Annotated in this window: 15 protein-coding genes; 7 read left to right on the top strand and 8 right to left on the bottom strand. The window is 67.8% G+C overall.

Going from position 1 to position 15447, the window contains the following annotated elements; genetic code table 11:
• Positions 1 to 41: 41 nt before the first annotated feature.
• Positions 42 to 458 carry a DUF5518 domain-containing protein gene (locus BN984_RS02460; RefSeq protein WP_008095873.1) on the top strand — a complete coding sequence of 139 codons (417 nt, stop codon included), beginning with the start codon at positions 42 to 44 and terminating at the stop codon, positions 456 to 458.
• A gap of 27 nt (positions 459 to 485) precedes the next feature.
• Here the strand turns inward: BN984_RS02460 and BN984_RS02455 are convergent, their stop codons facing one another.
• Entirely contained in the window at positions 486 to 2480 is a 1995-nt protein-coding gene (locus BN984_RS02455; RefSeq protein ID WP_008095874.1) for a hybrid sensor histidine kinase/response regulator, read from the bottom strand.
• Between the two features lie 111 nt (positions 2481 to 2591).
• Here BN984_RS02455 and BN984_RS02450 point away from each other — a divergent pair, with 111 nt between their 5' ends.
• The gene (locus tag BN984_RS02450; protein ID WP_049967582.1) at positions 2592 to 2840 is read left to right on the top strand and encodes a hypothetical protein; all 249 of its coding nucleotides are present in this window, start codon (positions 2592 to 2594) and stop codon (positions 2838 to 2840) included.
• 22 nt (positions 2841 to 2862) lie between these two features.
• Here the strand turns inward: BN984_RS02450 and BN984_RS02445 are convergent, their stop codons facing one another.
• A complete protein-coding gene (locus tag BN984_RS02445) occupies positions 2863 to 3630 on the bottom strand; it encodes an SIR2 family NAD-dependent protein deacylase (RefSeq protein WP_049967581.1) in 768 nt (255 codons plus the stop codon).
• Between the two features lie 138 nt (positions 3631 to 3768).
• Here BN984_RS02445 and BN984_RS02440 point away from each other — a divergent pair, with 138 nt between their 5' ends.
• Positions 3769 to 4788, top strand: a complete 1020-nt coding sequence (locus tag BN984_RS02440; protein WP_008095879.1) for a phosphoribosylaminoimidazolesuccinocarboxamide synthase — start codon at positions 3769 to 3771, stop codon at positions 4786 to 4788.
• 42 nt (positions 4789 to 4830) lie between these two features.
• Here BN984_RS02440 and BN984_RS02435 read toward each other — a convergent pair whose 3' ends face one another.
• From BN984_RS02435 to BN984_RS02425, 3 genes are all read right to left on the bottom strand, one after another.
• A complete protein-coding gene (locus tag BN984_RS02435; protein WP_049967580.1) occupies positions 4831 to 5046 on the bottom strand; it encodes a hypothetical protein in 216 nt (71 codons plus the stop codon).
• A gap of 61 nt (positions 5047 to 5107) precedes the next feature.
• Positions 5108 to 6091 (bottom strand): formyltetrahydrofolate deformylase, encoded by a 984-nt coding sequence (locus tag BN984_RS02430; protein ID WP_049967579.1) that lies wholly within the window; start codon positions 6089 to 6091, stop codon positions 5108 to 5110.
• 145 nt (positions 6092 to 6236) lie between these two features.
• Entirely contained in the window at positions 6237 to 7658 is a 1422-nt protein-coding gene (locus BN984_RS02425; protein WP_049967578.1) for a GntP family permease, read from the bottom strand.
• 283 nt (positions 7659 to 7941) lie between these two features.
• On the opposite strand from BN984_RS02425, the gene purS reads away from it, so the two are divergent.
• Positions 7942 to 8193 carry a phosphoribosylformylglycinamidine synthase subunit PurS gene (gene purS / locus BN984_RS02420; RefSeq protein ID WP_004975657.1) on the top strand — a complete coding sequence of 84 codons (252 nt, stop codon included), beginning with the start codon at positions 7942 to 7944 and terminating at the stop codon, positions 8191 to 8193.
• Between the two features lies 1 nt (position 8194).
• Positions 8195 to 8869: a phosphoribosylformylglycinamidine synthase I gene (purQ, locus tag BN984_RS02415; protein WP_049967577.1), complete on the top strand. Its 675-nt coding sequence runs from the start codon at positions 8195 to 8197 to the stop codon at positions 8867 to 8869.
• Between the two features lie 493 nt (positions 8870 to 9362).
• Here the strand turns inward: purQ and BN984_RS02410 are convergent, their stop codons facing one another.
• Entirely contained in the window at positions 9363 to 10445 is a 1083-nt protein-coding gene (locus BN984_RS02410) for an archaeosine biosynthesis radical SAM protein RaSEA (protein WP_008095889.1), read from the bottom strand.
• Positions 10446 to 10520: 75 nt separating this feature from the next.
• Complete coding sequence (locus tag BN984_RS02405) at positions 10521 to 11369, bottom strand: histidine kinase (protein WP_049967576.1); 849 nt, start codon at positions 11367 to 11369, stop codon at positions 10521 to 10523.
• A 130-nt stretch (positions 11370 to 11499) separates the two neighbouring features.
• Here BN984_RS02405 and BN984_RS02400 point away from each other — a divergent pair, with 130 nt between their 5' ends.
• Positions 11500 to 12579, top strand: coding sequence for a hypothetical protein (locus tag BN984_RS02400; protein ID WP_049967575.1), 1080 nt, complete (start codon positions 11500 to 11502; stop codon positions 12577 to 12579).
• Positions 12580 to 12705: 126 nt separating this feature from the next.
• Positions 12706 to 14637: an aldehyde ferredoxin oxidoreductase family protein gene (locus tag BN984_RS02395; protein WP_008095892.1), complete on the top strand. Its 1932-nt coding sequence runs from the start codon at positions 12706 to 12708 to the stop codon at positions 14635 to 14637.
• 39 nt (positions 14638 to 14676) lie between these two features.
• On the opposite strand, the gene BN984_RS02390 is transcribed toward BN984_RS02395, so the two are convergent.
• Positions 14677 to 15399, bottom strand: a complete 723-nt coding sequence (locus BN984_RS02390) for a hypothetical protein (protein WP_049968573.1) — start codon at positions 15397 to 15399, stop codon at positions 14677 to 14679.
• Positions 15400 to 15447: the final 48 nt, after the last annotated feature.

The raw sequence follows: 15447 nt of genomic DNA, 5'->3' as shown, positions 1-15447 counted from the left end.
GCGGAGAAAGCGTTAGGCCGCCCCGCCGTGTTGTGTCGGGCATGGAACACTCCCCGTCTTCGACGACCGACTCGTCTCCCGGCGACGACCGCGAGAGCCTGCTGTTTTCGGCGCTCGTCGGCGCGGTCGCCAGCATCGTCCTCTCGCCGCTTCCGGGGTCGACCGTCCTCGGCGGCGCAATCTCCGGCTACCTGACCGGAAGCGACCGCGAACTCGGCGTGAAATCCGGCGCGGTCTCCGGGCTGTTCGTGAGTCTCGTCGGCGTGGTCCTCGGCGTCGTCGTCCTCGGCTTCTTCAGCATCTTCGCTATCGGCGTCAACCCGCGCGGGTTCGGCCTCGGCATCCTCGGCATCGCCATCGTCGCGCTGTTCGGCCTCGCCTTGCTGCTCGTCTACACCGTCGGCCTCGGCGCGCTCGGCGGCTACCTCGGCGCGTACCTCCACGAGGAGTTCGCCTGAACACGTCCACGCCCCTTCGACCCGGCTTCAGGACTCGGATTCCACACCGGTGAACTCGAAGCGAGCGCCGCCCGCGTCGCTCTCTCCGACCGAGACCGTCCAGCCGTGCGCGTCGGCGACGTTCGAGACGATTGTCAGTCCGAAGCCGATGCCGGCGGTGCCGGTCGAAAAGCCGCTGTCGAAGATGCGCGAGCGGAGTTCGGGCGGGACGCCAGCGCCGTCGTCCTCGACGTAGAAGCCGTCGTCGAGCGCGCCGACGGTGACGGTGAGGCGGTCCTCGGCTTCGTCGCCGCCGTCGGTAGCCCCGGAGTCACCCGACGGGCCGTGCTCGACAGCATTGCGAATCAGGTTCTCGAACAGTTGGTGAAGCCGGCCCGCGTCGGCGACGACGGTCCGGTCGGACGCGACGACGAGCGTCGCGTCCCCGGTTTCGACGTTCTCCCAGCACCGCTCTGCGGTCTCCGCGAGAGACGCGGGCGTCGTGGTGAACGCGTCGGTTCCCTGCCGCGCGAGGACGAGCAGTTCCTCGGTGAGTGCGTTCATCCGGTCGTGCGCCCGCGCCACCGCCGCGAGGTGGTCGTTGTCGACTTCCTCGCGAGCGATGTCGAGGTGACCCGTGGCGACCGAAAGCGGGTTGCGAAGGTCGTGGGAGACGACGCTCGTGAACTCGTCGAGCCGGCGGTTCTGGGCTTCGACCTCGCGTTCGACGTCCCGGCGAGCCGTGATGTCCGTGTAGACCGCGTAGATGGTGTTCTCGCCGACCGGAACCGACCGGAGGAGGAAGTCCCTCTCGCCGTTGGCGGTCCGCCTGCGCACCTCGGTCTGGACGAAGTCGCCGGCGCGGACCATCTCGGTGAGTTCCGCGGCCTCCTCGCGGCGGTCGTCCGGCGCGACCACGTCGTCGATGGCGCGGCCGACGACCTCGGATTCGTCGTAACCGAACGTCGCCTCGAACGCCGGGTTCACCGCGCGGATGACGGACTCGCCGTCGACGAACTCCGAGTCGATGATGCAGTCGGCGCTGTTCTCGAACAGGGCGGCGTACTGGTCGCGTTCGACCCGAAGCCGGCGCTCGAAGCTGAGCCGTTGGAGCGCCGCGTTCGTGTGGGCGACGAGCAGTTCCGCGAGTTCGAGGTCGATTTCGTCGAACGCGCCGGTCTGCTCGGAGACCGCCTGAAACACGCCGAAGGAGCCGATGGCGACGCTGAGCCCGGAGCGGTAGTCGCCGAACTCGGGGCGGCCGAACGCGTGGAGTTCCATGTCGACCGCGCGGTGGGACTCGCCGGTGCGGAACGTCTCGCCCATCGCGCCCGCGCCCTTCGGGACCGGCCGGAGTTCGCGGTCGGTCGGCGTCGAGGACTGCGCCCTCGGGACGAACCGGTCCGCCTCGGCCTCGAAGGCGAAACAGATGTCGAGGTTCAGGATGCGCTCCGCCGCCTCGACGGTCTCCTCGTAGATATCGTCGGCGTCGGAGGCCGACGCGAGCCGCATGGCGACGCCGTGGAGCGACGTTATCTTCCGCTCGGTGCGCTGAATGCGGCGTTCGAGTCGGGAGACGATGTCGCGTTCGGTGCGCTGGGCCTGCGAGCTTCGGTAGCGGGCGACCGCCGCCCGGACGCGGTCCGCGAGGCGGTCGTAGGAGATAGAGTCGACGTCGTCCGAAAAACGGTAGACGGCGGCGTCGGTCGCGAGCGGGTCGCCACCGCCACCACCACCACCACCGTCGTCGCCCGCCTTGTCGGGGCCGAGAAGAACGACCGGAACTTCGGGATGGCGGTCGCGGACGAGCGCGACGACGTCGGCGGCGGTGTGTTGACCGAACTGCCGCGGGACCAAGAGGCAGTCGACCGTCCGGTCGTCGATGCGGTCGAGCGCGGCACCGAGGTCGAACTCGACGGTGACGGACACGTCGTGGCGGTCGAGCGCGGCCGCGACGGCGTCCGCCCGTGTGCGGTCGGGTGCGACGAAGAGAACGGACGGTGCCGTCCCCGCCGACGCCCCCGGCGAGGGAGACCGAGTCATGCACCGACATGACGGGGAGAGAGCATCAATTGATTGGTGAGTGTAACCGGGTGGGCGTTCGTGCACTCGGCCACCACCTATTTGCCGCGGGCGACGTGAGCTAGCGCCCCGATGTCCGACGACACCGAAGCGGACGTGACCGACCGCGAACCGAGCGTCGAAGACGACGACGGCCACGGCGTCACGGTCGACGGCGGCGGCGACGCCGGCGCGTCGTCGCCCGAGGAGTCCGAGGAGGTCGATGCCGAGCGTCCGAGCGAAGGGGAAGAACCAGACGCCGAAGACGAGATGCGAGAACAGGAGGCGGCCGAGACGGAGAACGTCGATAACCACCGCGACGGCGAGCCGTTCGACTCCTGACGGGGCGGCTGCGCGGTCGCGCTCAGACTCGCTTGGCTCGTTTTTCGACTTCGGGGAGGAACGCCGCGAGGTCCCCGCGGACGACCCGGTCGGCGCGGTCGTCGTACTGCGTCGCGTCGAAGTTGACGACGACCAGCGAACCGCTCTCGGCGGCCCGGCCGGCGAGGCCAGCCGCGGGGTGGACCGTCAGCGACGACCCGAGCGACAGGAACACGTCGGCGTCGCCGGCGAGACGGTTCGCCTCGCTGTAGGCGACGCGGGGAAGGCGCTCGCCGAACAGGACGACGCCGGGCTTGAGCAGGCCGCCGCAGTCCTCGCAGGTCGGCGGCGCGTCGCCGGCTCGGACCGCCTCGAACGCGGGGTCGGCGTCGGTTCGCGCGCCGCAGTCCTCGCAGACGACCTCCGCGGCGTTCCCGTGGAGTTCGACGACGCGGTCCGAACCCGCCTCGCGGTGGAGACCGTCGGTGTTCTGGGTCACGACCGCGTCGAGGACGCCCCGCGATTCGAGGGCCGCCAGCGCGTCGTGACCGGGGTTCGGCTCGACGCCGTCGGGAAACATGCGCTCTTGGAGGCGGACGCGGTCCCGCCAGAACCCCGCGGGGTCGTTGACGAAGCGGTCGCGGTGGAACGACGCCGGGTCGAACTCGGTCTCCCAGATGCCGTCGTCGCCGCGGAAGTCGGGAATCCCCGAGGCCGTGCTCATCCCCGCGCCGGTGAAGGCGACGGCGGTGTCGGCCTCGCGGAGTCGCCGGGCGACCCACGCGGCGTCTGATTCGAGGGCAGCGTCCATAGCCGAACGGAGGGTACAGCCGCGAAAAAGCGATACGATTCGTTTGGTGAGCGCGTTCGTGTATATATTCCCTTGTTCGGGTGCCGAGATGCGCACGGAAGTGGAAGCTTCTTAGTGGGATGAGTCCAGAGGACGACCATGACCAGCGTGAAGGACTTCCGCGTCGAGGAGGAGCCGACGGCGACCGACCTCGGGCGGGGCCGCTTCGTCTTCTCGGACCGCTACTCGGTGTTCGACTGGGGCGAGATGCCCGACCACGTCCCGAACAAGGGCGCGAGCCTCTGTCTCATGGGCGCGTACAACTTCGAACTGCTCGACGTGAACCACGTCCCGACCCACTACCTCGGCGTCGTCGAAGACGGCGAGGTCAAGGAGCTCGGCGAGTGCGAGTCGCCGCCGACGGAGATGGCCATCGAACTCACGCAGGTTCCCGACCTCCCCCACGAGGACGGCGCGTACGACTACGACGCCTATCACGAGACTGCCGGCGACAACTACCTCATCCCGCTGGAAATCGTCTTCCGCAACACCGTCCCCGTGGGGTCGAGCCTCCGGCGGCGCGGCGAGCCCGCTGACTACGGCCTCGAACTGGACGAGTGGCCCGACGAGGCCGTCTCCCTCCCCGAGCCGGTCGTGGAGTTCTCCACGAAGTACGAAGAACAGGACCGCTATCTCTCCCGCGAGGAGGCCGACGACATCGCCGGGAAAGTCGACCTCGACCGCCTCGAAGAGCTGGCGCTCGCCGTGAACCACGTACTGACAGAGCGCGCCGAGAGGGCCGGCTTCGACCACGAGGACGGCAAAATCGAGTGTCTGTACCACGACGGCACCGTCAAGGTCGGCGACGTGGTCGGCACCTTCGACGAGAACCGGTTTTCCTACGGCGGCCAGCAGGTCTCGAAGGAGGTCGTCCGCCAGTACTACAAGCGCGTCCAGCCCGAGTGGGTCGAGGCCGTGAAAGACGCGAAGGCCGAGGCCATCGAGACGGGCGAGCCGAACTGGCGCGAGAACTGCGCGGTCGAACCCGAGCACCTCCCCGCCGACATCGTCGAGGCGCTGGCTGACCTCTACTGCGCCGGCACCAACGCCTACGTCGACCACGACTGGTTCGACGCGCCGGCCATCGAGGACGCCGTGGCGCGCGTTCGGGACCTGTAGTCGGTCGCGGAGCGAGAACCCCGTTTTTCGTCTGTTCCCCTCTCACGACGCGTCGTCACCGACGAGGAACCGCCAGCCTCGGCGGAGCATTCTCCCGAGACCGAGCGCGACGAACACCGCCGCGCCGGTCACGACGCCCGGTTCGACGCCGGGAAGCAGCGGGATGATGCCGAGTTCGTGCGCGACGAGGAGGACCGTCGCAACGAGCCACAGCGCGTAACAGCCGAGTGCGACGCGATACCGGCGGGAGACGGGCACGGCTCCGAGTCGCGTCGCCGGAAAAATAGGTCTGGCGGGGGTCGCCCCGCTCGGAGACGACTCAGTCCTCGGACGGTTCGGGCGCGAGCGCCTCGCGCTCGCCGAGGGCGTCGATGATGCCGTCGACCGGGCGGTCGGGGTTCGACGCCTGCGCCTCGCGGGTGAGGCCGAGTTGGTAGCGCTCGGGGTCGGCGCTCTCGCGGAGACTGGTGCGCCCGCGGTGGACCGAGATATCGTTGTTGAGATGGAGCTTCACGGCTTCGAGGAGCGCGTCGGCCTCCAGCGGCTGGCCGCGCTCTTTGATTTCGTCGATGGTGGCGTCGTCGGGCACGTCGAAGGCGCGCTGGGCGATGATGGGACCCTGGTCGAGGTCGGTCGTCACGTAGTGGGCGGTGACACCCGCGATGCGGACGCCCTCTTCTTTCGCCTGCCGGTAGGCCGCCGCGCCGGGGAACGACGGGAGGAGCGATGGATGGATGTTGATGATGCGGTCCTCGTAGCGGAAGACGACGTTCGGGCCGAGGATGCGCATGTAGCGCGCGAGGACGATGAGGTCCACGTCGTACTGTTCGAGGAGGTCGAGCATGCGCTCTTCGTTGGCGGTGCCCTTCTGGTCGCCGATGTCGTGGAAAGGCACGTCGTAGTGGCTCGCCAGCGGTTCGAGCGTGTCGTGGTTGCCGATGACGACCGAAATCTCCGCGCCGAGGTCGTCGTTCGCCCACGCCTCGAACAGCGCTTCGAGGCAGTGGGACTCCTTCGTCACGAGGACGGCGATTTCGCGGGTCTCGCGGTCCGAGGGGAACCGGACCTGCACGTCGACGCCGAGGTCGTCGCCGAGGTCCGAAAGCGCCTCCCGGAGTTCGTCGCGGGAGCAGGTCATCTCCGAGGTGTCGGCGTGGAGGGTCATCCGGAAGATTCCCTCGCGGACCGCCTGGTCTAAGTCCTCGACGTTGATTCCGCGCTCGAACAGCAGGGTGGTCACGTTCGCGATGAGTCCGGTCTTGTCTCCTCCGATGACCGTGATTTCGGTGAGTTCGCGAGTCATACCGTCACCTCCAGCTGTTCGAAGCTGAACATATAGCGTCCTGCGTCGGCGAGCGGTAAACCGCTGTCGTTCTCCGCAAGCGAATCCCTCCGGAACGACCGTGAATCACCCGCAAAAAGGAAAAGCCAGCGTGAGCGTGAGGCCGCTACGCCAGCGGGAGCACCGACGAGACGACGAGGACGACGACGAGCCCAGTCACGGAGATAATCGTCGTCAGCGCCGTCCACGTCTTCAGCGTCTCCGCCTGCGTGAGGCCGCCGATTTCCTTGACGAGCCAGAAGCCGGAATCGTTGTACCACGAGCAGATGTTGCCGCCCGCGCCGATGACCATCACCAGATACGCGGTGTGGACCGGGAGTTGGCCGGTGAGCGGGGCCATGATGCCGGCGGCCGTGAGCATCGCCGCGGTCGCGGAGCCCTGCGCGATGCGGACGATGGCAGCGATGAGCCACGCGGTCACGAGAAGCGGGATGCCGAAACCTTCGAGCCCGTTGGCGAGGTACGAGCCGATTCCGGAGGCCGCGAGGAGCGCGCCGAACGCGCCGCCCATCGAGGTGATAGCCGCGATGTTGCCGCCGCTTTTCAGCGCCTCGGTGAGTTCGTCTTCCCACTCGGACCGCGAGAGGTCGGACCAGCGGTAGTACGTGTAAGCCGCGGCGAGCGCGGCGACCGTGAGCGCGACGTTCTTGTCGCCGATGAACGCGACGAACGGGCGGTTGTCGACGACGAACCCGACGAACAGCCGGAGCGGTTCGGCCACCGTCACGCCTTCGAGGGCGTTGACGACGGTGAGCGAGCCGACGAGCGCGACGGCGATGACGATGGGAGCGGTGGCTTCGAGGAAGCTCGGAAGCGACGACACGTCGCGCTGGGCGCGCTCCTGCAGTTCGTCCGTGGTCGTCCCCATCGCGTCGCGGAGGGGGATGTCGATGCGGCGGTTAATCCAGCGGCCGTAGACGAGGCCGCCCATGGTGGCCGACGGGACGGCGACGGTGACGCCGATGAGCATCGTGATGCCGATGTCGGCCCCGATTTCGCTGGCGACCGCGAGCGGGCCGGGCGTCGGCGGGATGAACACGTGGGCCGTCGCCGCACCGGCCCCGACGACGACGAGATACAGCGCGTAGTTGTCGCCCATCCGCGCCCGCATCGACCGCGCGAGGGGGGCCATGAGGTAGAACACGCTGTCGAAGAACACGGGGATGGCGAGCACCGTACTGCTCCCCCACAGCGCGATGTCGCTGTTTTCTCTCCCGACGAGCGACTGGAAGGAGCGGACGATGCGCTGGGCGGAGCCGCTTTCGAGCATCGACTTCCCGATGATGGCGGCCATCAGGATGGGAATCCCGATACCGGCCATCCCGTTTCCGAACGCCGTCGCCGTTCTCGTCGCCGCATCGGCGAGCGCGAAGTCCGGGACGAACGCCGCGTTGACGAGGCCGACCGCGAACGCGGCTATCGCCAAGCCGACGAACGCCGGGAGGTCCAAGACGACCAGTAACAACACGACCAACGCGAGTCCGACGACGAACGTCAAGAGCGGACTCTGTGCGAATTCGATTGCCATGCGTGAGATGCCATCTCATTCGGAGTATAAAAATGATTATCATATATCATGTGTGTAATTATTTTTTATATATTTATATAAAGTAATAAACTATTGCGACGTGTAATCAAAAGAGTTGTCGAGATGCGTTCGCGGTGCGCCGTCAGCTAGTGAGTACTGTCGCATCTACGACGGAGCGTGGTCTCTGCCGGTGTCGTCGCCGGTTCGATAACCAGTAGTCACATTCGTGTATAACAAACACGACCCAAAACCGTTTTTGCACATCACCACGCATCGCCACCTGATGACCACCTACACCGCGACGGTGACGGTGCGCCTCAAGCGTGGCGTGCTCGACCCCGAGGCGGAGACCACGAAGCGCGCGCTGGAACGACTCGGGTTCGAACTCGACGCGCTGCGCTTTACCGAACGGTACGAAGTCGACCTCGACGCGGCCGACGCCGACGAGGCCGAGGCCCGCGCCGACGAGATGGCAGAACGCTTGCTGGCGAACCCGACCATCCACGACTACGAGGTCGCGGTCGTCGAGGCCTGAGATGATCGCAGTCGTGCAGTTCGGCGGCTCGAACTGCGACCGCGACGCCGTGCGCGCGCTGTCCGACCTCGGCTTCGAGGCCGAGCGCGTCTGGCACGAAGACCCCCTCCCCGAGGAGACGACGGGCATCGTCCTCCCCGGCGGCTTCTCGTACGGCGACTACCTGCGCGGCGGCGCGATGGCCGCCCGCTCGCCCATCATGAAGTCGGTCCGCGAGGCGGCCGCAGAGGGCGTCCCCGTCCTCGGCGTCTGCAACGGCGCGCAGATCGGTTGCGAGTCCGGGCTCACCCCCGGCGCGTTCACGACGAACGCGAGCGCCCGCTTCCAGTGCGAACACGTCTACCTCCGCGTCGAGAACGCGGACACCCGCTGGACCGCAGCGTACGAGGAAGGCGAGGTCATCGAACTCCCCATCGCCCACGGCGAGGGACGCTTCGAACTCGACGCCGACCGCTACGAGGAGCTCGAAGCCGACGACCGGATTCTCTTCCGCTACTGCGACGAGGACGGCACCGTCACCGACGAGGCGAACCCCAACGGCTCGCTCGGGAACGTCGCGGGTATCCTCGGCGACAGCGAGTCCATCGCGGTGCTGATGCCGCACCCCGAACGGGCGTCGCTACCGCAGCTCGGCAACACCGACGGTCGGGGTGTACTGGCGGGCTTCGAGGGATAGGGTATAAAAAGACCGTCCGCCGCGGTGGCGGGCGGCACGGGGTCGGTTGGCGAACGGAGCGGCGTACACGATGAGCGATGTTGGAGTGTCGAGGTTTCCGACCCGCGTACCGCGTGCTATGGGGCGAGAGCGCAGGGAGCGTCCGTGGCGATCCACGCCTCGGCGTTCTCCTCTTCGCGAATCTCGAACCACCCATCCGCGTAGTAGACGGTCTTGTACGTGTGTTTCGTCATGATGGCGGGCGGCTCGGATGGACACGTCCGAACCACCGAATATGACAACGACTCACACCCTCTTTGATACGAATATCCTATCCGACGGTTAGGGGGCAGTTACTCTCCGATAGCACTACCTAACGCGGTCGAATCGGAGAAAACGAGCCGGGATACTGGACGAACGGTCGGAGATGCAGGCGGGCGACGGCCCGGCCCGGGTCGAAGGGTCGTTCGCCCGCGCGAGCGGCGTGAGTCCGGGTGGCGCGGAACGCGCCGACCTACTTGACCAGCGGCATGTTGTAGCTCGTCTCGTTATCGAGGACGAACTCCCACGTCGCCTCGCAGTCGCAGGACACCTGGTCGAAGACGGTCGGGTCCTGCCGGAGGTTGAAGTCCTTGACCGCCTTGAACACGAGTTCGTCGCAGTCGCCGCAGTTGTGCGCGCCGCGCTCTTGGCCGCCGCCGACGGGGTCGGAGACGACGATGGCGTCCACGTCGGCCGTCTCTCGGAGCGCGTCGGCGACCGACCAGAGCCACGGCGGGCGGTAGCCGCCGTTGAAGAACAGCTCGTCGACCATCGTGTAGCGCTGGACGTTCGTCGGGTTCATCGAGACGGTGTGGCAGTTGTCGACCGCCGCACACCGGCGGATGGACGACTTCATGTCGTCGAGCGCCTCGGGCTCCGAGAGGAACGGCGGCTTCATCAGGAGGTACGCCTTGACGCCGCCGCCGGCCGCGGCGGCCTCCTCGCAGGCGTCCTCGAAGTCGGCGAAGTCGAAGTACTTGTTCACGCAGTCGTGGCGGACGCGGTCGGTGGCGGTTTCGAGACCGACTGCCACGTCGGTTTCGAGGCCGCGGTCGGTGAAGTCCGCGAGCTTCTCGCGCGTGACGAAGTCGGGGAGCGACTCGACGACCATGCGGTCGCGGTCGGCGAACGTCTCGGCGATGGCGTCGCGGGTCTCAGCGGGCACCTCGCGCTCGTCGAGGAACGAGCCGGAGGTGTAAATCTTGATCAGGCCCGCTTTCTCGCCGTCGTCCATCTCTTCGACCTCGTGGTCGAGACAGACCCGAATCTGGTCCATCAGCGCCTCGTGGGCGACGGTGCCGCCCTCGACGGACTCGGCGACGTAGCCGCACATGGTACAGCCGCCGGCGCGCGCCCACCGGCAGCCGCCGGTGTTGAGGATAATCGTCAGCGAGTCGTAGACGCCGTCGGGCGTGTTGTCCTCGTCTATCCACACCCGGGTGGGCTCGTGGGGGTCGTAGGTCTTCTGCTTCCGCGAACGGATGTCGCGCATCACCTTGTTGTGCGCGTCCATCCCGCGTCCCCGCTCGTAGACCTCGGGGCTCGGCTTACTCATTGGATACCCGTATCGGACGGGCGCGTAAAGCGGCTTCGTCTGGCTTCGGCGGCGGGCGGCAGCGGCCGCCGGCCCTCACATGTTCCGCGAGATGTACCGGTCGATGTCGGCGACGAGCGACGGGCGGAACGTCCAGTAGCCCTCCCAGCGCTTCGGTTCGGTCTCGAGCGCGAGGAGGGCGACGGGGTGGCCCGGGGCCACGCCGTCGATACTCCGCTCGTCACCCGCCTTCTCCCCGTCGGCCGCACCGCCGGTTCCGGTCGTTCCGTCCAACCCACCGTCCGGCGGCGTGTAGACCACGAACCACGAGTCGCAGAAGTCATCGGTGTAGCCGCCGTGGCTCATGAGTTTGGAGTTGAACGGCGGCGTCCAGTCCGGAATTCCGTAGATGTGCGTCTGCACGTCGGTCGACGCGACCTTCTGGTAGACTGCCCGCGTCCCCCGCTCGTCTTCGATTCGGGAGAGCCGCTGGAACGACGACCGGAGTCTCCCGTCGCCGGCGCGCCACGCGTGGCGCTCGATGTACCGCGAAATCGCCACGAGCAGCAGTTTCTCCTTGTCTGATTCGGGGTAGCCGCGGAGGGAAAACGGCACGTCGTCGAGTCGCGTGAGCACCGACGGGAGTTCGAACTCGGCGAGGTTCGCCTGTCCCGTCTTGTAGAGGTCCGAGTTCACGAGGAGGACGGCGTTCATCACTTCCTCCAGCGGCGAGGTCGCGACGACCTCTCGTCCCTCAGGCGTCTGCTCGGTGAGCACGACCACGTCGTCGCCGTGAGCGTCGTCGGACAGTTCGTCGACGCCGACCGGCTGGTCGGCGAACGTGGTTTCGAGCATCCGCTGGACGGGGTCGGGAGCCGAGCGATTGACCACCGAAAGCGACCGACTCGCGGTGTCAATCGCGCCGAGGAAACTGTCGAGTCCCATCTGGTTCGTGGAAACGACTGACCGCCGACGAAATAGCTGTTTTGGAGGTCGGGGGTGCGACCGTGCCGCCGCGGCCGAACACGGGACCGCAGCGACAGACGTTCATATGCGTCGCGCCCGTAGGTGGCCCATGGAGCGCCGCACGCTCCTCTCGCTTCTCGCGGGCGGCCTCGCCGGCCTCGCCGGGTGCGGGACGCCCGAGGGGGAGACGGAGACGCCGACCCCCGAGGAGGGGACGGACGCGCCGATCGAGACGCCGACGACCGAAGCGCGCGTGGAGCGGTCGCTGACGCTCTGGAACCCGACGCCGGACCCGATTTTCACGACCGTCGTCGGCGTCCGCGACGACCGCGACGTGTTCTTCGAGAACCGCGACCTGCTGCCCGGCGAGCGGGCCGGGCTATCGGTCGCGGTCCCGACCGGGGAGACGGCGGTGCTCGTCGAGACGGACACCGGCCTGCGGGCCCGCTCGACGTGGACCGTCGACGCGGCGTTCGAAGGGCTGGAGGTCGTCCTCGGCCGGGGGAGCGCGGAGTTCTGGCGGACCGTCTCGTGCGACGCCCGGGGAGAGTGCTCGCTCGCGGCGGCGACCCCCGACGACGGGCCGAGAATCGACCTCCCGCTCGTCGGCGACGGCTCCTCACGGTGGTACGCACCCGCTGGCGTCGTCGTGGAGAACCCCGGCCCCGAGACGACCGCTCGGCTCCGCATCGACCTCGGGAACACGGTGCTCGTCGACCAGGCGTACCGCGTCCCGTCGGGGGCGCGGCTGTCGATTCCGGTGACGTACCGAAGCGGGGACTACCGCGTCGCCGTCGAGACCGACGAGCGACGCGTCGAGACGGGGTGGCCAGTACCCGACGAGCCGACGAAGTACGTCGACGTGTCGAGCGGAGCGACGGGCTGTGGACCGTCGAACACGACGCTCACAATCGCCAACCGCGACGACGAACCCCACCGACTCTCGCTCCGGGTCGACGCCGCGAGCGGCGACGAGTCGTTCGACCGCGTGCTCGCCCTCGCCCCCGGCGAAGTCCGGGAACTCGTCCCCGTGACGACCTCCGGAGCGCACGCCGTGTCGGCGAGCCTCGAAACCGGGGCAGCGGTGTCGGGAACGTGGTGGTCGTGCCCGCCGCGCGGCCCCGCGAGCGTCGTCGTCGACGCCACCGGAACCGTCTCGTTGCGGGTCGCCGGCCCGCAACCGGGATAAGTCGCACGGATTGCCGCAATCCCCTGACGGTTCCGCGTCGGCTCGCGACGGGGTAACCTCGAACGGTTACATGGAGGTGGGAATCACTAACCCGACAGCGTCCGTATATAATCAACGAGGATTACAATGACTGAATTCGGTGGTTATCACGACAGGGTCGCTCGGGTGGACCTGTCATCCGGCGACATCGCGTACGAGGGAATCGACGACGAGGACGCGCGGAAGTACATCGGGGCCCGCGGCCTCGGCGTGAAGTACGTCTTCGACCAGGGACCGGACGTGGACCCGCTTGGACCGGACAACCTCCTCACGTTCATGACCGGCCCGCTCACCGGCACGCAGACGGTGATGAGCGGTCGCATCGCGGTCGTGACGAAATCCCCGCTCACGGGGACCGTCACCGACTCGCACCACGGCGGCTGGAGCGGGGCGCGACTCAAGTGGTCCGGCTTCGACGGCCTGCTGTTCGAAGGGAAAGCCGAACACCCGGTCTACGCGGTCGTCGAAGACGGCGAACTGACGCTCCACGACGCCGAGCACATCTGGGGCCGGGGCGTCCACGACACCATCGAGGAACTCGAAGGCGAGGTCGACGGGAGCCTCGGCAAGAACCTCTCGATAATGGCCATCGGCCCCGGCGGCGAAAACGAGGTCAAGTTCGGCTGCATCGTCAACGAAGACGACCGCGCGTCCGGCCGTGGCGGCACGGGCGCGGTCATGGGCTCGAAGAACCTCAAGGCAATCGTCGTGAAGTCCGGCACGCGGATGCCGAAGCCCGCCGACGCCGACACGTTCAAGCAGGGCTACCAGCAGGCGATGCAGCTCATCCGCGAGTCCGAGGTCACCGCGCCCAACGAGGGCGGCCTGTCGCTGTACGGGACGAACGTCCTGATGAACGCGGGCGAGGAGCTCGACGGTCTCCCGACGAAAAACGGGAAGTACACCTCGACCGCGGCGATGCGAGACGCCGAGGGCGTCGACATCGACTCCGAGCGCGTCTCCGGCGAGAACGTCCGCGAGAACATCCTCGTCGACGAGCCGACCTGTCACTCCTGTCCCGTCGCCTGTAAGAAGGAAGTCGAGGTGTCGGTGATGCACAAAGGCGAAGAGATGAACGTCCGCGGCGAGTCCTACGAGTACGAGTCAGCCTACGCGCTGGGCCCGAACTCCGGACACACCGAGCGCGACGAAATCGCTGTCATGATCGACCGGTGTAACGACATGGGCGTCGACACCATCGAGATGGGCAATATGATGGCGATGGCGATGGAGATGTCCGAGCAGGGCAAACTCGACGGACTGAGCGAACAGCTCGACTGGGGCGACACCGAGCGCATGATCGACCTCATCACCGAGGTCGCGAACCGCGACGGCGACCTCGCCGACGCGCTCGCGGAGGGCGCGAACGGCCTCGCCGAGCGCTTCGACGCCCACGACAACTCGCTTGCCGTCAAGGGTCAGACCATCCCGGCGTACGACCCCCGCTGCATGAAGGGCATGGGCATCGGCTACGCCACCTCGAACCGCGGCGCGTGTCACCTCCGCGGCTACACGCCGTCCGCCGAGATTCTCGGCATTCCGGAGAAACACGACCCCCACGAGTGGCGCGGGAAGGGCGAACTCGTGGCGCTGTTCCAGGACATGCACGCCATCTCGGACTCGTTCGACATCTGCAAGTTCAACGCGTTCGCGGAGGGCATCGAGGAGTACGTCCTGCAGTACAACGGCATGACCGGCCGCGACGTGAGCGAGGAGGAACTGCTCGAAACCGGCGACCGAATCTACACGTTAGAGCGGTACTACAACAACCTCGTCGGCTTCGACGGTGCCGACGACTCGCTGCCGGGACGCTTCGTCGAGGGCGACGAGGCGATGCCCGGACAGGGCGCGTCCGAGGGCCAGCTGTGCGAACTCGACGAGATGAAAGAAGAGTACTACGCCCGCCGCCAGTGGGTCGACGGCGTCGTCCCCGACGAGCGTCTCGACGAACTCGGCATCGACATCGGCCCCGGCACGGGCGTCTCCCGCGGCGACTCGCCCGCGCCCGCCGACGACTGAGGCGACCGCCCGAGTCGGTCGCACTCGACTCCCACCGATTCACGCGTTTTTCGACCGATTTCGAACCGTCGTGGCGACGAGTCTCTCGACGAGCGCCGCGGCGGCCCCGCCGAGGCCGCCGAAGCCGACGCCGAACACCAGTCCGGAGAACGCCCCCCAAAGCGGGAGTCCGACCGAGTCGCCGTCGAGGTCGGGCGGGCGGAACCCCGTCGAACCGACTCGGACGAACCCGTCCGCGTTCGGGGGCACGTCGCCGAGACCGACGCGGGCGACGACCGCAGCGACGGCGACTGCGGCGGCGAAGCCGAGCGCGACAGACGCCCCCGTGACGAATCCCTCGGCGGGGCGTCGGGACCACGCCGTGAGGCGCGCCGTGACGACCCCGGCGAGAAAGAGGCAGGCGGCCGGCAGCGCGCCCAGCCAGTACCACGAGTCGGCCGGGCCGTCGAGTCCATCGACGAGGTTGCGGAGGACGACCGCGCGACCGGGGCCGGTCGTCTCGACGAGTCGAACGGGCAGCCCCACCGCGCCGCCGAACGTCCAGACGGGGACGAAGGCTGACGGGACGGGCTTCCCGGCGGTCATCTCGGTCGCAGCATCGAGCGTAGAAAACGAGCCGTCGGTAGCGAGGGCGAGCCAGGCGGCGACCGCGAGCGTGCCGACGACGAACGCGGCGACGCCGGCGGCGAACCCGGTCGGCAGGAGGGCGCGACCCTCGTCGTCGCGGGGGAGCGAGTAGAGGCGCGGGGACGGGGAGGGCATGTGTGCGGTCGTGGTCGCCCATGAGACGAGTATCTTGGGGGAGGCGAC

This window comes from Haloferax prahovense (genome assembly GCF_000723845.1).
GTDB classification, from domain to species: domain Archaea; phylum Halobacteriota; class Halobacteria; order Halobacteriales; family Haloferacaceae; genus Haloferax; species Haloferax prahovense.
The sequence above is the reverse complement of the archived record's forward strand: the minus strand, read 5'-3'. Positions and strand labels throughout refer to the sequence as shown.